The organism is Methanococcus voltae PS (assembly GCF_024807035.1).
Lineage (GTDB): Archaea > AGJL01 > Methanococci > Methanococcales > Methanococcaceae > Methanococcus > Methanococcus voltae.
Genome location: NZ_JANUCQ010000003.1, coordinates 59,326 through 83,148 on the forward strand (window position 1 = coordinate 59,326; position 23,823 = coordinate 83,148).

Here is a 23,823-nt window from a genome sequence, read left to right on the forward strand (position 1 = left end):
ATTATTCAAATTAATCATAATCACGATTTTAATCATTATGGTGATAAATTGCCAATTCTTGAAGTAAATGACTTAATATATAAATATCCCGATGGAACATCTGCCTTAAAAGGAATTAATTTTAAAGCAGAAGAAGGAGATATGATTGCAATTTTAGGACCTAACGGCGCTGGCAAATCAACCTTATTTTTACACTTTAATGGAATTTTAAAGCCTAAAGAGGGAATTGTTAAAATTAAAGAAAAGCCGATATCTTACAAAAATAAAGATTTACTTGAAGTTAGGAAAACTGTTGGAATAGTATTTCAAAACCCTGATGACCAACTTTTTGCCCCTACAGTTGCTCAGGATGTAGCATTTGGTCCAATGAATTTAGGATTGGATAAAGAAGAAGTAACAAAGCGAGTAAAAGAAGCCTTAAAAGCTGTAGATATGGAGGGTTATGATGAAAAACCACCCCATCACTTAAGTGGCGGTCAGAAAAAGAGAGTAGCTATTGCGGGTATATTAGCAATGAAACCCGAAATAATAGTTCTTGATGAACCTACTGCAGGTCTTGACCCACTCGGTGCTTCTCAAATCATGCGATTGCTTTATGAATTAAATAAAAAAGGTATTACAATCATAATATCTACTCATGACGTTGATTTAGTTCCTGTTTATGCCAATAAAGTTTATTTAATAAGTGATGGAAAAATTATAAAAAATGGTACGCCTAAGGAAATATTTAACGATACAGAAGCTATCAGGAGTTCAAAATTAAGATTACCGCGTATATCTCACCTATTGGAAATATTAAAACGCGAAGATAAATTAAATATTGATATGGGTTATACTATTGGAGAAGCCCGCGTAAATTTGTTAGAATACATTAGCAAAAGTCAAATTAAAGAATAATACTTATAATTAATTATAATATTTTAAAAATTATAAGTGGAGAATAAATGCAAATAAATATACTATAAAAATGATATAAATAATATATAATATAGAAATAATATGAATAATATTACAAATAACATTATAACATTAATTAGTATAAAATGAGGGATTTTATGCATACCAAAATACAAAATATTAGATATGCGGTAGTATCTATTAGTGATAGTAGGTATATGGAAAAATTAAGGGGTTTAACTGTCGAAGACGGTTCTGGAATATTATTAAGAGATGAATTAAACGCTGAAATATATGAATTAATCCCCGATAACCCTAAAATGATAAAAGGACTCATAGAGCACATTATAGATTACTCAGATGTGGAATGTATTGTTTTAACTGGAGGTACTGGATTATCTAACCGAGATAACACTTCGGAAGTAGTAAACGAGTTATACGATAAAAAATTAGAAGGATTTAGCATAGTATTCCATAAATTAAGTTATGATGAAGTCCAATTCTCCACGATACTTTCAAGAGCTTCAGCAGGCATATATAATAAAAAACTTATCTACTCGCTACCTGGTTCAATTAATGCTTGTAAAACAGGTTTAAAAATAATTAAACAGGAAAGTGGTCATATTTTAGGACATATTGAATAAAAAAATTATATCTATCTGTCTTATTATTTTATTATTTTTTACATTGCTATTTTATTAATATTATTTTTACGTTACTAATTTTGTATCCTATTTTACGAAGATTATTAATATTTTAAAATAGATAATATCTTAAATAATTAACTAAAAAATGTCATATTATAATTATTTATCAAATATTAATTACGGAATGTTACAATTATTTATTGAGAATAGGTGGTTTTATGTTTATTGATGGCAAATGGGTACTCAGAGATGAAATTGACGTTATAAATCCGTATGATTACAAAGTAATTGAAAAAATTACTGCAAATAGTAGGGATGAGACTAAAAATGCGATAAAAGTTGCCCTAGAAAATAAGGAACATATGCACAAATTATCGGCAAACAATAGGTATAAAATATTGATGAGATTAGCAGACGCTGTTTCAAACAATAAGGACCGTTTTGTAAAATTATTAGCGATAGATGCGGGAAAACCTGTTCGTCAAGGTCGAATAGAAGTAGACCGTAGTATTACCACCCTTAGGTTATCTGCATTCTACGCCAAAGAATTGCGCGGAGAAACTATAAACTCGGAAAATAGGCTAATATATACTAAAAAGGAACCTTTAGGGGTCGTAGGTGCAATTACACCATTTAATTACCCCTTAAATTTAGTAGTACATAAAATAGCGCCTGCAATAGCTACGGGAAATACTATTGTATTGCACCCTTCGTCTAAAGCTCCATTATCTGCAATATTACTTACTAAATTAATAGAAAATACCTTGAAAAAGATGAAAATACCCCTTGGAGTATTTAATTTAGTTACGGGTCATGGCGAAGTTGTAGGTAATGAAATAGCTACCAATGAAAACGTTAATATGATTTCATTCACAGGTAGTGTAGAAGTAGGTCAAAATATTGCTAAAAATGCAGGTATGAAGAAAATTGCTCTTGAATTAGGGGGTAATAATCCATTGATAGTATTGGAAGATTGCGATATCGATAAAGCAGTAGAAAATGCAGTTAGAAGCAAGTTTTTAAATTCTGGTCAGGTATGTATCTCGGTAGGTAAAGTTTTAGTACATGAGCAGATTTACGACGAATTTATTGAAAAATTAGTTGATAAAACGCGTGATTTTAATATAGGGAACCCTCTTGAAGATAGCACCGATATGGGACCGCTTATAACTTCAGAAAATGCAGATAGAGTGGAAAACTTAATAAAAACATCTATTTCAGAAGGTGGGGAACTAATAACTGGTGGAATGAGACGAGATTCATTGATAAGTCCTACTATAATCTCAGTTAAAGAAAATAACATATTGTTGAATGTTGAAACTTTTGGACCAGTTTTACCAGTTACAAAAATTATAAATATGGAACATGGGCTAGAATTAGCTAATAAAGGCAATTATGGGTTACAAGCGGGCGTATTTACGCGAGATATAAATAAAGCCATGTATATTGCAGAAAATCTCGATTATGGAGGAGTAATGATAAATAATAGCCCCACGTTTAGACAGGAAAATATGCCTTTTGGAGGAGTGAAGAATAGTGGTTTAGGGCGAGAAGGAATAAAATATACTGTAGAAGAGATGACAGAAGATAAAACTATTGTAATTCACAATGATTTTAAATTTTAAGGTGAATAATACTAATTTATTTAGATACATTTGATAAAATATTAATAATTTTAAATAAAAAGACGGTTAAATAACATATATTAAATTATATTTAGTTTTAAAAATCAAAATAATTTATAAAAATATTGGTGACATTATGGTTTTAAATTTAGATTGTTTGAATGTCGAGAAAATTCAAAAACTACTAGAAAAGGGAACTTATGCGGATATAAGGGTCATTAAAAGTTGTTCTAACAACATAGTAATGAAAGATGGGGATATAGACGAAATATCTAGCGGAAATTACGGAGGCGTTATTGTTAGAGTGCTTGAAAATAATGGATGGGGATTAGCAACGTCTAATGACATAAATATGCCCAATATTGAAGAATTATTTGATAGCGCATATAAAAGTGCCAAATTATCCGATATGCACACCAATAAAGAAGTTATAATGAAGGAAGTTCCAATTGTAACCGATAAACTAAAAACAAAAGTTAAAATAAATCCTTTGGATATCTCAGTCGAAGAAAAAAAGGAATACATGAATATTGTAAATAAAAACCTTAGCGATGAGAATAATCAAATTGTAAGCAAATCTATTAATTATTCCGATGCAGAGGGTGCTTCATTACTCCTTACTAGTGAAGGCACATGTATTGAAAGCGAAGGGATAAAAACACTTATGAGAATGATGGCAGTTTCAAAAGGAGAATCTTTACAATTTGCATTTGATAAATCAGGTGGTGATGGTTTTGAAGCTATTTCTGAAGATAATCTAGAAGAAAAAAGTATAAAAGTCAAAGAAAGAGCTTTAAGATTACTTAGTGCAAAACCTTGTCCAAAAGGAGAATTTAACGTAGTTTTAGACCCCGAATTAGCAGGAGTATTTATACACGAAGCAGTTGGGCATGCTACCGAAGCAGATTTGGTTTTATCCAATGATAGTGTATTTAAAAATAGAATAGGGGACATAATTGGTAGTGAAGAAGTAACCGTTATTGACGACCCTACAATTGAAGGTTCCTTTGGATTTTATAAATATGATAATGAAGGTGTTAAGGGAGCAAAGTCAACACTTATTGAGAACGGTGTTTTAAAAGGTTATTTGCATTCAAGAGAAACTGCAGGAAGGCTTGGGATGGATGTAACCGGTAATTCTAGAGCTCAAGCACTTAATAAGCCTATCGTACGTATGAGCAATACATACATAAAGTCTAAAAACTGGAAATTCGATGAATTAATCGAGGATACCAAAGACGGTATTTACTTAATTGGCTCCAGAGGGGGACAAGTCGATACAGGTAAAGGTTTATTCCAATTTAATTCTGTAGAAGCATTTATGATTGAAAATGGAGAATTAACCACGTCTCTCAAAGATGCAGGACTTAGTGGCGAAATTATGTCAATTTTACATGACGTAAATGCCGTTACAGATGATTTTTACCTTAGCAAAGGTTACTGTGGAAAAGGAGGTCAAAGTGTACCCGTAGGAGATGGTGGTGGTTGTATAAGAACTAAAACCACGTTATGCTAACTTATTCTAATATATTATGCAAATAAAATAGCTATTTTTTAATTTTTCATTTTATATTTGTAAGCCTATTAAAATAGAATATATTTAAAAATAAAATTTTAAGAGTTTATTATAGGGTTTATATACACTATAATTTATTTAGAATTTATATAATTTATATATTTATATATTTATATAAATTATTTATAATTTTTCACATCTATGGTATATTTAGTTCCTTTTTGGAATAATCCGCATGAAGAGCCCAATTTTAAATTCATTACGGTATTTTCAACGTCATTTACCATTATAGAACCCATGTGGGTTATTTTTGTTTCTTCCAACAATTCGGGGTGCATTTGTGCAGTAGGTCCTGTTAAAACATTTATTTTAGAATTTATTGCCCTATCTAATACCATATCTATTGTATCATTTACCATGGTTGAGCCGGTTATAAATAAAGCGTCCATTTCGGGTAATAACCTATATTCAAAAGTATCCATTAGGAAACCCCCTGAACAGCATGAGCCACCTCTATCAAAAACGTAAATATTGTAATCGCCTTTTTTTTTCAATTCATTTGCAATAGGCGCTATATTTCCTATAAATCCTATGTTTTTTACACCATCTAAGTTTAATATAACTTCTACAGCATCCTGTTTCTTTAAATCCTGTGCCATTATATAATACTGTGAAATTGCATTTATAGCTGAAATACCCAAGGCTCTATCAGTGTATGAAAAACTTGTGACTTTTTCGAGTAAATCATATAAATCAGGTGTTTTATTTTCTAACTTATTACAGGAACCTCCCTCATTTAATGTCATACCTGCTCCCAAAACTTCTTTAGAGGTTCCATCATTCTTAACAAACTCCAAAACCGTATAAGCGTAAGGTAATCCCAATGCAAAGTCTTTTAAGATTACTTCTTTTAAATTTCCGCTTTCTATGTCTTTTTTTATTAAGTTTATTGCTTTTTCTTTCATTTGTTCTACAATCATAGTGCCACCAAGGGGATTTATAATTAAATATATAATATTAAGTAATATTTTGTAGTATTGTATAATCTTACGTAGTATTATGTATTCTACGTATTATTACGTATTTTATTTTCAAATTTGAGTTTTAATTATATTTAATTTTGATGTTAAGTTCGATTCTAAGTTCGATTTTACATCAAATCTATCGTAAAGTAATTGGATTAGATTATTAATTATTAATTATGAAACTAATATATATTAATCTCAATATTTAATTAATATTGGTTACATATAAGAGTTACGAAATGAATTTGTTAAAAAAATATATAATTAATTAAATATTAGGAATCACGATTTTTTTATTGTTGTATTGGAGTATATCAGTGGATAATCCATATATATCCATGAAAGTGTCCTTATTAAGTAAATCCTGACCTCCACTATTTACTATTGTTCCGTTTTTCATTGTAAATATTTTATCTGAAAAATGTGTTAAATTAGGGTCATGTAACGAGAATAAAATTGTTTTTTCATATTCTTTTGAAATTTTTTTGATTACGTCTAGTATTAAGACTTGATTTTTAAAATCTAAGAAACTTGTAGGTTCATCAAATATCATAACTTTACTATCCTGAATTAAAGCTCTTGCTATCATTACTAGTCTTTTTTGACCGCCACTTAATGATAAAAAACTTTTATTTGCCAAATGCTCAATTTGTAATTTATTTAATGTTTTATAAACTAATTCCTCATCTTCAGCAGTTGGGCCATTGAAAAAATTAACGTAAGGATTTCTACCCATTAATAATATTTCAAATACTGAATAGTTAAAATTGATACTAAATTCTTGTGCGGAATAAGTTATGAGCTTGGAACGTTCTTTAGGATTTATTTGGGATATTTCCTTATTTGCTACTTTAACATTACCATCGTAATTCAATAAACCAGTGATACATTTTAATAAAGTAGATTTTCCTACCCCATTCTGTCCTAAAATACAACCAACTTCGCCCTTTTTTAATTCTAAATTACATTTATCCAATACGTTATGGTTTTCGAATTTATAATTAAAATTAACATTTGAAACATCTAGCATTATTTTTTCTACCATATTAATCATCCCACTATCGTTTGATATCAATTTAGTATTTTTAAGAATTCTAAGAATTAGCAATTTAAAAATTTAGAAATTGGCAATAAATCAAATTTAAAGCTTATTTTGATTTCTAATAAGTATTTTTAACAATATTGGCACCCCGATTATTGAAGTCATAACACTTAATGGCAATTCTGAAGGCGTTAAAGAACGCGCTATAGTATCACATATTAGTAATAATGACGCCCCTGTGAACATTGATGCAGGTATTAAACGTCTATTATCTACGCCCACAACTAAACGAGCTATGTGTGGACTTACTAATCCAATCCATTGTACCATACCGGCCATTGCAGTGGCGGAAGAAGTCCCGAGCGTTGCTAGTAATATTATAATTACAGAATATTTTTTAACATTTAAACCAAGAGATTTGGCGTTTTCCTCACCCATGGATAATATATTAAACTGCCATTTTAATAGGTTTAAACCAATTATACAAATTATTAAAGGTATTACAGTAATATAAACATCATCCCAACGTATACCTGTAAAACTACCCAATAACCAGTACGTAATTGCTTGTAGCTTATCAGTTGGGTTTGCAACGTATTTTATAAGCCCCACACCTGCGGAAAATAGTGCGGAAACTGCAATACCTGCCAAAACCAAGTTTATAATGCTGGATTCGGATTCAGTTCTTAAACTACCATTTAATTTTTTCCCTACAGTATACGTAATTGCCATTGCTAAGACACCAGACAAAAAGGCGGATATCTGTATTGCATAAGGATTGTAAGATAGCAAAAGAATTGCCAAAACAGCACCAAACGCTGAACCACTTGTTACACCTAATATGTTAGGCCCTGCCAAGTAATTTTTAAATAAATTTTGTAGTGCGACTCCAGATAGTGCTAAACAAGCTCCAGATAGAGAAACTGCTATTAATCTAGGTAATCGTACATTTAATAATATATTCTTTGCCAAAGCATCAGTAAATATACTATTTGGGTCAAACCAAAGCCTTCCAATAAATAATGATAAAATGAAAGAAATTATAAAAATTAAAGGAAATAAGGTTAAAGTATAATTGATTTTTTTAGTATTTTTTTTAGGAGTACCATTATTATCGTTATTATTAATCTCTTTATGATTATTTTCCGATTTATTGCCCATATTAAGTGCAATAAGTAAATAATTAATAAATTTAGATTCCTTTGAATTTTTAATAGTTAATTTCTTCATTTTTTCCATATTTATCACTTAATTAACCGCATCTCCAACAATATTTACTTTGGAAATTTGTTCTGGAGTCATATTGTATACATCAACATATTGTTGCATTGCTTCGTCTTTTAATGAAACGTTCATAACTTCAGGGTGTATAACTTTTGCAGCCCACATTAAACCTAATGTAAATTTAGGGCTTAATACATCCCATGAATCTCCATCGTTTGGCATTCCATAAACTTCACCGTTTTTAACAGCGTTTATTTCTTTCCATCCTTCGTCGTTCATTAATTGATTTTTAGCATCTATTGATGAGAAATCTCTAGTATATGTGATGATAATGATTTTATCAGGATTCCAATTTGATATTTGCTCTACGTTTACAGGCATTTTACCAGTTTCAAGGTCTTTTGAGACACTCACACCGCCGGCAATGTCTACCATTTCATTACCCCAGAAATCTCCTCCAGGTGTCCAAAATGAGTTTTTCTTAGCACTGTGTGCTAATACCAATACTTTAGGTTTTTCACTGTCTTTTACAGTATCCTGAATGTATTGGATTTTACCCTTATAATAATCGATTAAATAATCGGATTTTTCGGATTTATTAAACATTTTACCCATACTTGATAATAATTTGTAGTAATTAGGTACTGTTTCAATATCTACGAAAAATACCGGTACATCTAAACTATTCAACTGGGTGTATATTCCATTCTTTTTATTCCAGTATGGTGCAAAAACGATGTCAGGATTAGTTTTCTTAATTTCCTCTACGTTTTCGGTGTTTACTTGTGCCATATCATCGAAATTGGGATTTAATATTCTTAAAAATTCGTCACTACCCATTATACCCTTACCTGCTTTAAGGGTGTCTTGAGCGTCTAATGAATATATTATAGGCGGTATCATACCATATGTAGAAACTACACTTCTACAAGGGTAATTTACGGTTACATTATTATTTAAACCATCTGTTAATGAAATGGTTGAAATTTTAGTTATTTCATTATCTTTTACAGTGGTATTATCGGGGGTATCAGTTTGTGTAGATACACACCCAGACATTGCCAAGATAACGGATAAAAACATTGTCAATATAATAGTTTTTAAATTCTTTTTCATATTTTTATTTAGTTTCATAAATACACCATTCTATATTTTATAAAGAAACTCCGTATTATAGGATATTTAGCATTTAAACCAAAAATTGTAATATATTATAATTACATTTGAACTAATAAATTAATATATAATAATTACAGTAATTATATTATGTTAATCTCCTATATAAATATAACAACCTTTGATTACATCATAAGCTAGATTAAAAATTGTAAAACATAAATAATTGTAAAATAACCTTTAAATCGATAAATAAGTAGAAATATAGGGTTAAAAATAGAATTTAAAAAATAGTGAAATTGAGTAATTAATAATTAGTAATAAATAACTAACAATAAATAATATTTAAATAATAAATAATATTTAAATAATATATTATTCCATTAAACTTAATTTCTTAACTTTATTGTAAAAATTACTTCCTTTTACAAAGTACGTATACGAATTTGATTTCCTAAACGTAATTTCATCGCCTTTTGATAATAAACCCTCTTCTTTACTACCATCTACCACAACCATTGCAGATTTTTTCATCACTTTGAGTTTTATCTCAGAATTTCCATCTACAACAAGTGGTCGGGAAGATAACTTAAATGGGCATATTGGTACTATAATAAAAGCATCTACAGTTGGTTCAATAATTGGCCCACCTGCGCTTAACGAATAAGCCGTAGAACCATTTGGAGTTGAAACTATAATACCATCTGCTCGAACATTTTCTGCCAATATACCGTTTATATAAACCTCAAAATCCATTATTTTTGCAGGATTGTTGGTTGTAATAACCACCTCATTTAAGGCATCGGATATAAATTTCTGTTTATTAGACTCATTCCCTCCATCAGTTTTAATAACTCCCTTTGAACCATAATTTATAAATCCTGAAAGCTTTGTACGCTTTTCTATTGTATAATTACCATTTAATACGCTATCAATTGCATTGTAAACATCTTCTTTTCCAAATTCAGTTAAAAACCCTACTGTACCCATGTCTACACATATTATAGGTATTTCATTACCTTCAATTAATTTAGAAGCCCTCAATACGGTTCCGTCACCGCCTATAGATATAATATGGGAAATATCCTGTACGTCATCCATCAATGTAGCATTTAGCCTATCTTTAAGTGCATTATATATCCCTTTATCCAATTTATAAGCTATACCTTTGTTTTCTAAATATTTAACAGTATTATATGCTACGTTTAAGGATTCTTCATTATCATGTCTAGAAATTATTCCTATTTTAGTAGGCTTTAATCTCCATTTGTTTCCGAAAGTACCCACTAATTTCTTATGTAAATCTTTATTAGAGCATATAAATGAGCTTTTTTCGGCGATATCTAGCCTTAAATTCATTGGCATTCCATTTTTAGTGGTTATTTCGCCACCTGCTTCTTTTAAAATTATATATCCTGCTGCCATATCACATAAACGAGTTGTTTCGTTGACATTTATGTATGCGTCAAGAGAACCTCTTGCCACGTAGCACATTTCTAGAGCTATAGAACCAAATATCCTTATTCTCCTTATTTTACGGTCTTTTATGAAATTTAACGTTTCAGATGATAGACCGTATGCAAATACACCCATAGAAGCGTCCTTCAAATTTTTAATATTGGAAATTCCGATTTTTCTTTTTTCATTTTCCTTCCCATTTTTTAAAACATACGCTCCTTTGTTCTTTTCTGCGTAATATGTGTCTCCAGTGGATATGTTTTTCACAACCCCTATGCTTAAATCATTTATTGTAAAATTTTCCTTTACAAATTCCTTTAAAATTTTATTCAAATTTTTTTGATATTCCGATAATTCTTCACTAGTATTACCAATACTAGTTAATTTTTTGATTTTTTCCATTTTATCGTTGCTAATCTTACCCATTGCTAACGAAACTGAATATATAGGTATATCATTCAAAGCGTTATATGTACCGTCGATTGGATCTAAAATTACAATGTATTTGGGCGTTCCTCTACCAATTACTTTAAAACCTATCTCTTCACTGATTAAGATTGCAGAGCAGAACTTTTCGAGGGAACTTATAGCGATATTTTCAGCTATCAAATCTATTCTTTTAGTTGGTGTTCCGTCAGCCCCTATTTTTACAATTTCGTTGGATTTTTCCCATCCAATTAACGGGCGAATACTTCTTTCCAAATTTTCTGTTACTTTTATTGCCATTTTAAGCATTTCTTCAGCCATTTTTTCACCCAAGTTGTAATTATAATACTATGAGACATTATTTTCATTTTAAATATGATATGAATCTAAACTACAATAAGATTATGAATCTAAATTATGACATAAATTTATGAGTTTAATTATGTAACTATACTCATATAATATTATTTAATTAATTTACAAATATAAGCTAAATTTTATGTAGTAAGTAATAATAAATAACAAAATCAATACTTAATTTAAATGATTAAAAAATAATATTTAAAAAAGTAAAATAATATACTAGATAATATACTAGATAATAAAATAATAGGTGCTAATATGCTTATTATGCTTGTAGGGTTGCCTTCGGTCGGGAAATCTACTTTTTCAAAGAATTTATCCAAAAAACTCATTGAACGTAATATTGACAATATTATATTAGGAACAGACTTAATTAGAGAGAGTTTCCCCGTTTGGAAGGAAAATTACGAAGATTATATAAAAAAAATGAACAAAAGTCTCATAAGTGAAGCATTAGACGAAGGATTTACTGTAATTGTAGATGATACCAATTACTACAATTCCAAAAGAAGAGATTTAATCCATATGGCAAATTTAAAAGATAAAAATTGCATATCTATTTATTTGAAAGCTCCGTTAGAAGTTTTACTTGCTAGAAACATAGCAAGAGGGGCTAAAATTCCTAATTCAGTTATTGAAGATATGTATTTGAAATTTGACGAAATGGGTACGAAATACAAATGGGATAAACCCGATTTGGAGATAGATACTCACTTGGAAGCCATAAATTTTGATGAAATAATTGATAAAATTTTTAAATTAGATGACGAAAAATCAAGTATTAAATCCACGTTTAAATCTAAAGATATTGAAAATTCTGATAACAATGATAATTACAATTTTAAAAATAAATTAGATGTCGAAACTAGGCATATTATAGGCGAATTTATCAAAAATAACAAGAATTTATCAAAAGAAAAAATTAAAAGATTATCAAATTACCGTAAAAACTATATTAAAAATTTAAGGGATATTGAAAAAGATGGGATAATTATAAAAAATGAAAAAGAATTTAATGAATATATATTAACACTTTTGGAAGAATTTAAAAGCGAAATAAAAAAATTTATTTAATTTACTAAATTTAAATAAGCTTCTTCTGCTTTTTCATAAACTTTATCTTCATCCATTGTTGTCATTTTTCCGTTTTCTAAAACTATTTTTCCGTTGATTATAACAGTTTCTACGACTCCATTGAATGAATATGCCAAATGTGAAATTATATTCTTATTAGGTATTAATGTAGGGTTTTTTAAATCTAAAATTACCAAATCTGCCCACATGCCTTCTTTTATTTCTCCAGAATTATAGTTTAAAGCCTTACTTGCATTTTTAGTCGCCATGTTTAAAACTTCAGATACTTTTACAACAGTTGAATCTTGTTGGACTCCTTTGTGGACTGTTGCGCAAGCTTTTATACTTTCGAACAAGTTTAAATTATTATTACTTGCACACCCATCGGTACCTAATGTAACATTTATATTGTCTTTTAAATACGTTGGAATCGGTGCAATTCCTGAGCCTAATTTTAAGTTACTAAGAGGATTGTGTGAAACGTAGATGTTTTTTTCTTTTAAAATATTTATTTCATTATCCGATAAATGAACACAATGTGCTGCGACCACATTTATATCGTCAAAGACCCCTAATGAATTTAAGAATTCGAAAGGTCTTAATCCTGTTTTTTCCTTTATTTGCCTTATTTCGTCTTCTGTTTCATTCATGTGGATATTCATAGGAATATTGTGTTCTTTTGCCAATTCATGAGCATGTTGCAATAAATCTGCTGAACAAGTATAAGGTGCGTGAGGACCTACTGCTGCATTTATAAGCCCATTTTTGTTATGTGCTTTTTCTAAGGAATTCAAAACATCTTTTTGTGCTTTTACTTCAGTTTGTCTTTTTTCCTCATTACATAGGTCAATTAAACCATAGGATAAGGTACATCTCATATTTGCAGTTTCTACGGCTTTTATGATGGAATCTGTGAAGAAATACATATCATTGAATGCTACAGTTCCTGTTTTAATCATTTCCATACATCCTAGCATAGTGCCTGCATAAATTATCTCTTCGTCTAATTTAGCTTCTAATGGCCAAATATGATTTCCTAACCAATCCATTAGTGGTAAATCATCCGCTACCCCCCTAAATATTGTCATAGGTATATGACTATGGGTATTTATTAAACCAGGCATTATTGCTTTTTTTGTACCGTCGATTACTATTGCACCTTCAGGTGTTTTAAGTTGTCCTGCGTCGCATATTTTGGTTATTATGTTGTTTTCGATTAAAATATCTGATTTTTTACATTTTTGTGGTTCTTCAAAATTATTCAAAACTAAAATGTTTTTAATTGCTATCATATTTTCCCTACGTCTCATAATTTACTTTACAATTTAAAATTAAAATTAAAATTAAAATTTAAAAGAATGATTTATTAAAAAAATTAATTTAATGTATTTAATAGATTATAGATTATAATCAATTATTGATTTAAGTATTTTTATTAAAACTTATTGATTTGGAGCTTGTCTGCCTCTTTGTATTAATTTTTGTCTTTTTTCGATTTGTTGAGCTCTTTTTTCTAAATCTGCTCTTATATTTGTTATTTCTTGATTTAATTTTGCAATGTGCTGGTTGATTACATCTTTTGTCTTTTGTAATTCTTCGATACTATGTTTAAAGTCATCTGCGGCACTTTCTACATCTTTTTCCATGAATATATCTGAAGCTACTGCTACAATTACTTTTCCAGGTGTTTTAACCTCTGCTTTTACAAAAGCTCCACCACCTAAAGGTATAATAATCTCACCTTCGGTATTGGTAGCATACATTGAATCGATACCTTTTTCAAGTTCTGATATCATTACCTCAATACCTGATGATTCTTCTTGTAATTTTTTTACTTGTTCTCCATACACGTCTAATGCCATGAATTGATTTTGAGCTTCTTGATTTTGCATATTTTCACCGTTAATATGATTTATACATATTATGTTTTACTTTTATTTTATCTTATGCCATAATTATAGTATAATTACTAGTAGGATATTATCTATTAAAATATTAGATAGTATAATACTAAATTATAAAGTTATATCTTATAATTATCTAACCTTTACATATTATTAATATTTATTTTTTCAATTTATTTGCATTTGTAATTAAATTACTACGGTATTTATTTATTTAACTTTGCATTTAAAATGAAATAATAATCGAATAGTTTATAAATTATCAATCCATATATTTGTATAAATTATAACTATTAATAATTATAAACTACAATTAATAATTATATATACGTATTAAATAATATCCCCATCAAAAATATGGTAATACCATAAAGTATCAAGTTAACTTTCTCGTAAATTTTGTTAAAAGGTGTTATAATGAAGTTATTGAGTATTTTCGAATATATTTTAGTTATGATAAAAGCAATAGCAGAGGCTTGGGTAGATGTATTTAAAAGATGTACAAATAACCAGATAAACCCCGAAATAATGGATATCCAAACTGAAATAAACAGCTTATACGGCCAGGTTTTATTAGCTTGTAGTATCACCATAACTCCCGGTACTTTAACTATTGATTTAGACCATGATTCAAAAACTTTAAAAGTAGCTTCAATAAGCCCTAGGAAAAAAGACGAAATAATACCTTTTGAAAAATATATTAAAAATATATTCGACTAAATTTAAAATAATATATATTCGATTATAATTTAACATTTTTTATTTTTATTGTTTTTTATTTTTATAGTTATTTTTATTGAACAAACCAATTTGGGAATTCATATAGTTTATAACCACCCAAAGGTCCAGGCTTTGTAGTTATTCCAAATCCTAGTTTTCTCAAGTCGTTTATTCTATTATGTACAGCAACTCGGCTATCTCTTTCAATATAGTTTTTTAAGTACTCTCCAGAAATGTATTGCGAATTTTTGGATAAAATACCTTTAGTTCTCAATATTTCAATAATTTCAGTGCTTGATAATCCTTTTTCAGACATTTCTTCACAAAAGTCATTAATATCTAAAAAAACACAAAGGATTTTAAAATGACCCAAATCTAGTTTTAAATTAATTTCAAAAGCTTTTTCTAGAAAAGTCCAAAATTCAAGCTCTCTTTTTTTATGTATCTCTAATTTATTCAACATTAAACAACACCAAAAGTTATACAGTCAATATACCTTACACTTGGCCATAAGTATGGCCATATTTGAATAAAAATATAATTAATAAGTAAATTAAGTATTAATGGCTATTTATAAGTATTGTCAAAAATTATTAAATACGATTTAACTTATCTTTAATTAAAAATTAAAAGAAGAATTTAGTTTTTTTAATAGTCAATTTAATAGTAAATAACTAATATTATTTTAAAATATATTATATTGCAATACGGTATGTTACAAGTTATAACCCATTTTGAGATAAAGAAACCTTATTTTCGAACTGAAACCTTATGGCTTAATTTACGAGCTACGGCAATTTCACCTATTTTTATTAAACCTGTGAAAAATTTCTCTAAACCACCACATGCCCAAATAGCTTGCCCGAATGTAGATTCTTTAATTCGTGATTCATATTCTTTACCAGTTATTCTTTCCCCAGTTATTTGTTTTGTTACAATTGCTGCCGAATCCATTAATTCATCCCATGAGATACCCTTTAATTCTGCATTTAGGGATTTAAATATATTATATACTGGTATATCATACATTTTTGCTAATGTTTTAGTTATGTCACAATTTCTAACCAAACCAACTAATGTGCCATCATCTGCTAAAACAGGTATGCTAACAACTTTATGTTTTACGATTTTTAAAACTGCATTTTTTGCAGGTTCTTCCTTGTTTAAAACAATTATAGTATCCAATTTATGCATAACATCTTTTATAGGTATTTTTTTATCATCCACGACCAATAAATCAATTGAATTTACCCAACCTACTAATTTATCCGTTCTATCAATTATCGGCGTACTAAATTTTTTACGATTGTGCATAATTTTTGAAACTATTTCTACAGTATCCTCAGGATATACTCTTATAAATTTTGTGTCCATTAATGCTTTTACTTTCATTTTACGCCTCCAATATAGAAAATAAAATTAATTTGTAAACCAATTAATAATTAATCGATTAAGATGTTTTAATTATGAGCAATAATCAGTATCATAATTATTTTATTAAGATGTTTTAAATATATAGTATTATGAAATGCAATTATAAATATATTTGTAAATTATAAGTTATAATTTATTTGGTTTAATATTTTCAATAATGTAATAATGGATAAATAAAAATTATATTTTAAAAAAACTTTAGATTGTAGGATAATTAAATTATAATTAAATTTTTAGTATTATTTATTAACTATTTTAGATATTGCAGATACTGGGCAATTTTTTTCACAAATACTGCAATGTACACAGGTTTTTTCATCAATTTCAATTTTTCCGTTGTAAGATATTGCAGATACTGGACATAAATCGTAGCAAACCATACAATCGATACATTTATCATTATCTACTAAAAATTCGTCTTCAAAGTTAATATCACTTATTTCATAATCCACAGTTATTGCATTGACAGGACATACTTTCTCACAGGCCGTACAACCCATACATAAATCCTCATTTACGTCTATGGATACTTTTCTTTCGACATTGATGGCTTTAGGCGCACAAAAACGCTCACAGATTGCGCATTTGATACATTTATCCATGTCTAGATTATGCTTTACCAATTTTAGTTTACGATGTTCTACAGGCATTTCTTCAATGTTATAAATAACGTTTTCCTTATCATCATCTAAAAATGCTTCCCCCATTAAAACCTCTATTGCCCCTACAGGGCAGGTTTTCGCACAAATTTCACATTTGATACACTTTTCAGAGATTATTTTTGCAGAATTTTTTAAATTTGGTTTTTCAATTGCATTGACAGGACAGGCTTCTAAGCATAATTCACAGTGTACACATTTTTTAGGTTGGATATATAGGTTTTTTTGCAAAGGAATTTTTAAACCATCTGTTAATTGACCCTTAATTTCCTCTTTAGTGTACTTTAAATCTTTAGAAATTACATCCACTAATTCATCAACAGGTTTTTTAATTTTTATCATATATTCACCTAAGGATAATAATATAGTACACCCAACAACTTATAAATAACTTATACGAACAAATATAAACCCCAATTTAAAAGTTAGAGGCATTTAATAATAATTATTAGTATATGCTCATAAATTTGCTATTTAATTCATTAATTAAATTAACAAATCATTATTCGTAAGTAATTGCACTTGCAGGGCATATTTGACCACAATGTCCACATAAAACACATTTTTCAGTGAATAACATCTTATTTTGACCTTTATCGATATCTATTGCATCGAAAGGACAATTTTTCAGACATATATTGCACATTATACATTTTTTTGTATCATAATTCAATATCTTATGCTTTTCGTGGCTTTTTTTAATTTTAAGCTCATTATTTTTAATTTTAAGCTTTATTTGTGTAAGAGATATCGCATCAACGGGGCATTCGGATATGCAAGTCCCACAATGTACACATTTTTCATTTATTACGGAATTTTCTGGAAAATTTAAATCTATGGCATCAACAGGACATACTTCAACGCATCTATTACAAAATACACATTTTTCACTGTTTATATTGATATAACTCTTAATATATTGATTACTTAAGTTTAAATCAACATTTAAATCTCCAAAATATTTTTTTAAAATTTCTGATGACATAGTAACACCAATTGCAATTTATGAAATATATTATAAGTTTAATTCTTTTTTACCTTTTTCAAGAATTTCATCCTTTGCAATAACGTAATTTTTAGCATAATCTTCCAAATCTTTTTCAATTAATAGTTGGAAATTATTTCTAACAGAGCGATATTTACTTAATTTTTCAGATTCTAACGTTTCTGGGAAATCTATTGCATCTACAGGACATTCTCTGTGACACAAACCGCACCTTACGCAATAATATGGGTTTATATACGGCATATTAGTTTCTAAAGATATAGATATGGCATTTTCAACGTTACAAGCTTTACTGCAGATTCTACAGCCTATACATTTGTCTTCATTTACAATATAACAGTTTTCTGTATTCAATGTCTTTTTTACCACAGTTCCAGTTCTAATTGCAGTAGTGGGACATACTTCTATACATAATCCACATTTTACACAGTCTAAAACTTCCAATGAATCCAAATCTATTTTTCCAGGACATACATCAGTACAATTATTACATTTGATACAAAGACTTGGTACAATCCGTGGAATTTCAGCTATTGAATCAGGCTTATATTCTTCAGCTACGATAATATGTTTAATATCGTTAATAACTCCATTATCAGTTGATACGTTGTTTTCTTCGTTATTTTCTACATTATCGTTATCATTTGTATTATTTTTAAAAGTTTCGTATTTTATTTTTTTACTTTTCTTTAAAAACTTTAAATTTTGAGCCCTATTTATTTTTTCAGACAAATCATACTCATTATAAACCTTTATTGCGCCTTCTACGGGACAAACAGTTGCACAACGATTACAACCTACACAATCATTAGTTTTTATCCTATAGACGTTATTATCATAAGTTATTGCATTAACAGGACAAGTTCTCTTACAACTATCACATTTTACACATAATTCATCGTCGATTACGTAATTATTTATTTTTGGCACAGTCCAATTATATTCTTTAGCTTCTTTTCGTAAAGTACCTTGCTCTAAAACTCCTGTTGGACAAGTTTCTACACAATTACCACAAGATATGCAAGAACCTGGGAAAAAAACCGGTAAAACTTTACCATATTCTTCAGAATACCTCATTTCAATGGCTTCGGATGGACAGGATTGATAACAACCATTGCAACTTATACAATTGTCTGGCTGATCAATGATTACCGGAATTTTTCGGTATCTTTTTGGTGGTACGTACGCTTCTTTCTCTGTTTTTGCATTTGCAAATCTTTTTAACCATTTTTTCCTTACAAATTCGTAAAGATACCAGATTGAAGATGACATAATACGATTCCCTAACACTTTTATAAATATATGATGATTAGATGATTATATGATGAATAATAATTAAATTATAGTTTAATAGTAATTTAATGAATTAAACACTTTATTAATTAAATAGTAGATAAAATTTGCATAATTGGTATTTTAAGTATTTTAGTATATTTTATATTAAAAGTCTTTATAATTGGTAGTTTTACCCGTTATTACGTCTTTTAATACTATTGTTCTTTCAGTACATGATACACACGGGTCTATTGATGTATAAGTAGCTACAGCGTCAGGAACTGTTGGGCATGTTTTTAACATGTATTTGTAAGCCTCTAGATTCATTACCGTAGGTGTTCTAATAATTATTCTTTTAATTATTCCACCTTCGGTAATTGCTATTTTATAATAAACTTCACCCCTATGGGCTTCGTTTCTATATTCTCCTTCTGCTGCATGGATAATAGCTTTATTACGTACAGGTCCCGAACATTCTTGATACATAGTCAATGCTTGCCTTATTAAATCAATACTGACCAATACTTCCTCGTGTCGTACCATCATCCTAGCAAAATTATCTCCTTCACTTCTCCAGCACGGTTTAAACTTATACTGTTTATAAAGGTCAGACCTAAGTCTCCAGTCACTTTCGGGAATTCCAGAAGCCCTTGCAACAGGTCCTGCAGCTCTTGTCTTCATTAATTCCTTGTACCCTAGCTTTCCAATGTCCTTGCTCCTCAAATTTATCATGGGTCCAGACCTAAATACTTCAATGATATTCTGAATATCATCCTCAAATTTATCAAGTTCTTTAAGTATTTGGTCTATTATTTCCTTTTTTAAATCTAAACGAACCCCACCTACAACGTTATAACCCATGTTAACCCGATTACCGGTTATTAGCTCTAAAAGGTTCATTACAATTTCCCTTGCATTTAACATCCACATTGCAAGAGTTTCATGCTCTATGGTTAAATTATAAACTGCTGCAGCGATTAAATGGCTGTGAATTCTTTCTAATTCAGTTGTTACAACTCTTAAATGTCCTGCTTTTTCGGGTGTTTCAATATTGCACATGTGTTCAATACATTCTGCGAATGTTTGAGTGTGAATATAGGAGCATATCCCACAAACTCGTTCAGATAGGTGTATGCCTTTCATATAACTTTTTCCTTCCATTATACGCTCTATTCCTCGATGCACATACCCCATATCTATTTCAGCACCCTTTACATTTTCTCCCTCTACTAAAAGCTTTATTCTTAGAGGTTCTTTTAAAATCGGATGTACTGGTCCAATTGGTATTACGTTCATAGTATCTCCATTTAATTAAAATTGGTTATAATATATCGTTGAGTATTTCGATATTTAAGTTATAATTAGTATAATTATAATAATCTATAATAACTGAGATATTTAAAAAAACTGCAAAATATTGTTTTTTTATTATTTATTAGTTATTATTTATTAGTTTCTTGATTATCTTGATTGTTATTTTCTTGATTATTTTTATTTTTTAATTCCATTTCCTTCAACATTTTTTCTTTCATTGCCAATGCTTCAGGAGCAATTGAAACAATCGCTTCGATTATCTCAGAAGGTCTTGGAGGGCATCCTGGCAATTTAGCATCTACGGGGATTATTTTATCCACTGGCCCATAAACATGACCTTCCTTAAATATACCGCAACTTAATGCGCATGCACCTACTGCAACTACTACTTTTGGCTCAGGTGTTTTTTCAAATATTTCTTTTAATCTTTCTTTCCAGGGTAAGACTACAGGTCCGGTTACTACCAAAACGTCAGCTTCACGAGGGTTATTGTGTACATAAATACCGTATTGTTCGATATCATATCTTGGCGCTAAAGTGGATACTACTTCTATATCGCAACCGTTGCAACCTCCTGTATTTACGATACAGACGTTTATAGACCGTTTTCTTGCAAAATCTTTAATCATATTACCACTTGTAATATTAATAAATTATTATAACTTGATATAAATTAATATAAATTATATACATGATATAAATTAAATATACATTATTTAATCTGTTATTTTAACAAAATAAGTATATTTTAACCATAAATATTTTTAATTTTCCCAATTTTATCTTTATTATTAATTTAATTATTTTATTAATAATAAATTATTCTTTCATTAATGCTATAGTCAATTTACGCCCTTTATCGAGTGCTTTTTCATAATCAATCTTATTGATTAAAGTATCTTCCACAACTTTTTTTCTAATTAAGTCTGCGTCACTTTTAGAAATTATTCCTAAAAAATCAGATAGCCAGCATAAACCTAAATCAATATCAACTTTTCTACCCAAACAACCCATTTTTGCTTGTTCGATATAAGCATGAATCTCGTATAATGAAATACCATCATAATGACTTGCAAATATCCCAACAACTTCATCAATTGGTAATTTCAGCGCTCTTGCAATCGGCATAATTGCATCTTCCATTATATACCGATTATCCTTTATTATATTGTATTTTTGTGCTAAACTGTCCTTATCATAATTTTTATCAACATAATTGTCTTCTTCAGCCATGATTTCACCATAATTATAGATTGGTTAAAATCAATGATTAAAATAACCAATTGATATAACCAATTATCATATTAATTATACAATCAATGTTAAGAAATACGCTAGCAAAGTGATTAAAATACCAGTATAAAACTCTTTTGAGCCATAACCTGCCCGCATACCTAATGGAAATGAAAGAAATGCTATTGATAACGGTATGTATATGTTAAACAATATAGCGCCTATTAAAGCCATTGATAAAGCTAATTTATCAAGTTTCTTTTCAGAATATGGACTACTGTATTTTTTGTAACTGTATGATAATCCAAAGGAAGAACCAATTATAAATGCTATTACACAGTATAGTAAATAATAAGGTACTGTAACCATTTAATCACCCTAATAACGTAAAACCTGCGTATATAAATGCTAAAAATACCAAAAACATTAATAAATGTTCCAAATTTTCTAATTTATGGGCTATTTTTAATTTAGGTATTATTAATGCAATTAGTGCTAAAGCCGTAAATATAGCCAATGCCCAGGTTACGTCAATTTGTATAGTATTCACAGATAGTACCATTAAAAATACTACTATAGATGCTAATCCAATCATATGGCCGTATTTTTTCATAATAACACCGGGTTATTTTTTTATATAATATTAGTCGGTCTTTAATTGTATATTTGGTAAATTATTAAATTTAAATATATTATACAATTTAATAATTCATTAAGTTAGTAAGTTAGTAATTTTATTAATGAATTAATCTATATGCTAAATCAATTAATGTAAGCGAAGCAATTGATATTTGAATCATTACTGAATGGTGTGGCGTTAATAGTGGCGATAATGCACATATAAATGAAACTATGAAAGTTAATCCTACCATACTCAACAAGGCTACAGCAGGATTTAAAACCAAAGGTCCTAAGAATAAGGCCATAAACAACCATAATAGTACAAACCAAGCTAATGCGTCACCTATCATGATTATACCATGCAATAATCCGTAATGTTCCGTCATATAACCGCTTACGATATCTTTACCTTTTACAATGCCAAAAGGGCTGAAAGGAGCTTTTGAAACCACTAAAACAAACAATGCGAATGCACAAAGTGGCAATTGGAAAATTAAAGGGCCATTTATAACTTGATAATTGATAATATCTCCAATCATTAACGTGTTTGTAACTATGTAGATTATACCAACCGCTGCGAAAAGGGGTACTTCTGCTGCTGCTGAGAAAACACTTCTCACACCACCCATTTTTCCGTAAGGGGAACCACTGCTTAATCCACATCCATGTTCAACGATTTTTTGAAGGATATATAGTCCAATCATAATCAGGAGGGAAGATTGGAATATTACGGCGATAGATAGGGCACTCATCCATACCATCATATCCATAAGCGCTACAAAAACATACAACGGATTACCTGCAGTTGAAGGAAATGTAATTTCCTTGAAGTAAAATTTAGTTGTTTGTATCAAATACTGGATTATTGGAGGTCCCGGTCTTCCTTGTATACGAGCTATTACTTTACGATGGAATCCAAGTAGAGTACCACCTATTAAAAAAGCATATAGCGTATATGCCAAAGAATTTACCATATAACCGATAGTTTCCATAATTACCACCCTCTAAATGGAATTTTGCCCATTTCTTTCCGCTTAGTACTTGGGTTTAATAAAATTCCTATTCCATATATTAAAAATGGTGTAGATACCGCCATTCCTAAATAAGAAAACAAATCGCCCAAATTTGCCAAATAAATATATAAATAGCCTACAATTCCGATTATAAGAGCAATTATACCACTTTTGAATTCTGGAGTCAATTTCACATTTTCACCAAAATGATGAGTACTTGTAATTTATTTG

General features: G+C 29.2%; 25 protein-coding genes. 6 read left to right on the forward strand and 19 right to left on the reverse strand.

Annotated features, from left to right (window positions below; genetic code table 11):
- Positions 1 to 48: 48 nt before the first annotated feature.
- The 4 genes from M2325_RS05870 (at position 49) to M2325_RS05885 (ending at position 4,685) form a co-directional block, all read left to right on the forward strand.
- Entirely contained in the window at positions 49 to 897 is an 849-nt protein-coding gene (locus tag M2325_RS05870) for an energy-coupling factor ABC transporter ATP-binding protein, CbiO family (protein ID WP_209591183.1), read from the forward strand.
- Positions 898 to 1,055: 158 nt separating this feature from the next.
- Positions 1,056 to 1,541, forward strand: coding sequence for a MogA/MoaB family molybdenum cofactor biosynthesis protein (locus tag M2325_RS05875; protein WP_209591184.1), 486 nt, complete (start codon positions 1,056 to 1,058; stop codon positions 1,539 to 1,541).
- Between the two features lie 221 nt (positions 1,542 to 1,762).
- Complete coding sequence (locus M2325_RS05880; RefSeq protein ID WP_209631849.1) at positions 1,763 to 3,169, forward strand: lactaldehyde dehydrogenase; 1,407 nt, start codon at positions 1,763 to 1,765, stop codon at positions 3,167 to 3,169.
- Positions 3,170 to 3,302: 133 nt separating this feature from the next.
- Positions 3,303 to 4,685, forward strand: a complete 1,383-nt coding sequence (locus M2325_RS05885; RefSeq protein WP_374759691.1) for a TldD/PmbA family protein — start codon at positions 3,303 to 3,305, stop codon at positions 4,683 to 4,685.
- A gap of 179 nt (positions 4,686 to 4,864) precedes the next feature.
- Here the strand turns inward: M2325_RS05885 and M2325_RS05890 are convergent, their stop codons facing one another.
- From M2325_RS05890 to M2325_RS05910, 5 genes are all read right to left on the reverse strand, one after another.
- A complete protein-coding gene (locus tag M2325_RS05890) occupies positions 4,865 to 5,665 on the reverse strand; it encodes a Rossmann-like domain-containing protein (protein ID WP_209591187.1) in 801 nt (266 codons plus the stop codon).
- Between the two features lie 313 nt (positions 5,666 to 5,978).
- Positions 5,979 to 6,755, reverse strand: coding sequence for an ABC transporter ATP-binding protein (locus M2325_RS05895; protein ID WP_209591188.1), 777 nt, complete (start codon positions 6,753 to 6,755; stop codon positions 5,979 to 5,981).
- A 96-nt stretch (positions 6,756 to 6,851) separates the two neighbouring features.
- Complete coding sequence (locus tag M2325_RS05900; protein ID WP_245314190.1) at positions 6,852 to 7,991, reverse strand: FecCD family ABC transporter permease; 1,140 nt, start codon at positions 7,989 to 7,991, stop codon at positions 6,852 to 6,854.
- Positions 7,992 to 8,000: 9 nt separating this feature from the next.
- The gene (locus M2325_RS05905) at positions 8,001 to 9,110 is read right to left on the reverse strand and encodes an ABC transporter substrate-binding protein (RefSeq protein ID WP_209591189.1); all 1,110 of its coding nucleotides are present in this window, start codon (positions 9,108 to 9,110) and stop codon (positions 8,001 to 8,003) included.
- A 357-nt stretch (positions 9,111 to 9,467) separates the two neighbouring features.
- A complete protein-coding gene (locus tag M2325_RS05910; protein ID WP_209591190.1) occupies positions 9,468 to 11,297 on the reverse strand; it encodes a bifunctional NADP phosphatase/NAD kinase in 1,830 nt (609 codons plus the stop codon).
- A 300-nt stretch (positions 11,298 to 11,597) separates the two neighbouring features.
- Between M2325_RS05910 and pstK the strand changes: the two genes are divergently transcribed.
- Positions 11,598 to 12,413, forward strand: a complete 816-nt coding sequence (pstK, locus tag M2325_RS05915) for an L-seryl-tRNA(Sec) kinase (RefSeq protein WP_259052066.1) — start codon at positions 11,598 to 11,600, stop codon at positions 12,411 to 12,413.
- Here pstK and M2325_RS05920 read toward each other — a convergent pair.
- Both M2325_RS05920 and pfdA read right to left on the reverse strand, forming a co-directional pair.
- Positions 12,410 to 13,705 (reverse strand): amidohydrolase, encoded by a 1,296-nt coding sequence (locus M2325_RS05920; protein ID WP_209591192.1) that lies wholly within the window; start codon positions 13,703 to 13,705, stop codon positions 12,410 to 12,412. The genes pstK and M2325_RS05920 overlap by 4 nt on opposite strands.
- A 150-nt stretch (positions 13,706 to 13,855) precedes the next feature.
- Positions 13,856 to 14,305 carry a prefoldin subunit alpha gene (pfdA, locus tag M2325_RS05925; protein ID WP_209591193.1) on the reverse strand — a complete coding sequence of 150 codons (450 nt, stop codon included), beginning with the start codon at positions 14,303 to 14,305 and terminating at the stop codon, positions 13,856 to 13,858.
- A gap of 429 nt (positions 14,306 to 14,734) precedes the next feature.
- On the opposite strand from pfdA, the gene M2325_RS05930 reads away from it, so the two are divergent.
- The gene (locus M2325_RS05930) at positions 14,735 to 15,037 is read left to right on the forward strand and encodes a monovalent cation/H+ antiporter subunit E (RefSeq protein WP_209591194.1); all 303 of its coding nucleotides are present in this window, start codon (positions 14,735 to 14,737) and stop codon (positions 15,035 to 15,037) included.
- A gap of 73 nt (positions 15,038 to 15,110) precedes the next feature.
- On the opposite strand, the gene M2325_RS05935 is transcribed toward M2325_RS05930, so the two are convergent.
- The 12 genes from M2325_RS05935 to M2325_RS05990 form a co-directional block, all read right to left on the reverse strand.
- The gene (locus M2325_RS05935; protein ID WP_209591195.1) at positions 15,111 to 15,500 is read right to left on the reverse strand and encodes an HTH domain-containing protein; all 390 of its coding nucleotides are present in this window, start codon (positions 15,498 to 15,500) and stop codon (positions 15,111 to 15,113) included.
- A gap of 287 nt (positions 15,501 to 15,787) precedes the next feature.
- The gene (locus tag M2325_RS05940; RefSeq protein WP_209591196.1) at positions 15,788 to 16,429 is read right to left on the reverse strand and encodes a CBS domain-containing protein; all 642 of its coding nucleotides are present in this window, start codon (positions 16,427 to 16,429) and stop codon (positions 15,788 to 15,790) included.
- Positions 16,430 to 16,710: 281 nt separating this feature from the next.
- Complete coding sequence (locus M2325_RS05945; protein ID WP_259052068.1) at positions 16,711 to 17,472, reverse strand: 4Fe-4S binding protein; 762 nt, start codon at positions 17,470 to 17,472, stop codon at positions 16,711 to 16,713.
- Between the two features lie 160 nt (positions 17,473 to 17,632).
- Positions 17,633 to 18,115: a 4Fe-4S binding protein gene (locus tag M2325_RS05950; RefSeq protein WP_209591198.1), complete on the reverse strand. Its 483-nt coding sequence runs from the start codon at positions 18,113 to 18,115 to the stop codon at positions 17,633 to 17,635.
- Between the two features lie 30 nt (positions 18,116 to 18,145).
- Positions 18,146 to 19,408: a 4Fe-4S binding protein gene (locus tag M2325_RS05955; protein WP_259052078.1), complete on the reverse strand. Its 1,263-nt coding sequence runs from the start codon at positions 19,406 to 19,408 to the stop codon at positions 18,146 to 18,148.
- A 168-nt stretch (positions 19,409 to 19,576) separates the two neighbouring features.
- Positions 19,577 to 20,707: a hydrogenase large subunit gene (locus M2325_RS05960; RefSeq protein WP_209631845.1), complete on the reverse strand. Its 1,131-nt coding sequence runs from the start codon at positions 20,705 to 20,707 to the stop codon at positions 19,577 to 19,579.
- Positions 20,708 to 20,853: 146 nt separating this feature from the next.
- On the reverse strand, positions 20,854 to 21,354 hold the full coding sequence (locus M2325_RS05965; RefSeq protein ID WP_209591201.1) for an NADH-quinone oxidoreductase subunit B family protein: 501 nt from the start codon (positions 21,352 to 21,354) through the stop codon (positions 20,854 to 20,856).
- 190 nt (positions 21,355 to 21,544) lie between these two features.
- Positions 21,545 to 21,958 (reverse strand): DUF1959 domain-containing protein, encoded by a 414-nt coding sequence (locus tag M2325_RS05970; RefSeq protein ID WP_209591202.1) that lies wholly within the window; start codon positions 21,956 to 21,958, stop codon positions 21,545 to 21,547.
- A 75-nt stretch (positions 21,959 to 22,033) separates the two neighbouring features.
- Positions 22,034 to 22,327 carry an energy-converting hydrogenase subunit EhaL family protein gene (locus M2325_RS05975; protein ID WP_209591203.1) on the reverse strand — a complete coding sequence of 98 codons (294 nt, stop codon included), beginning with the start codon at positions 22,325 to 22,327 and terminating at the stop codon, positions 22,034 to 22,036.
- A gap of 4 nt (positions 22,328 to 22,331) precedes the next feature.
- Positions 22,332 to 22,571, reverse strand: a complete 240-nt coding sequence (locus M2325_RS05980; protein WP_209591204.1) for a hypothetical protein — start codon at positions 22,569 to 22,571, stop codon at positions 22,332 to 22,334.
- Between the two features lie 124 nt (positions 22,572 to 22,695).
- Positions 22,696 to 23,571 (reverse strand): respiratory chain complex I subunit 1 family protein, encoded by an 876-nt coding sequence (locus M2325_RS05985; RefSeq protein WP_245314189.1) that lies wholly within the window; start codon positions 23,569 to 23,571, stop codon positions 22,696 to 22,698.
- A gap of 2 nt (positions 23,572 to 23,573) precedes the next feature.
- Positions 23,574 to 23,786 (reverse strand): hypothetical protein, encoded by a 213-nt coding sequence (locus M2325_RS05990; protein ID WP_310572594.1) that lies wholly within the window; start codon positions 23,784 to 23,786, stop codon positions 23,574 to 23,576.
- Positions 23,787 to 23,823 lie beyond the last annotated feature (37 nt).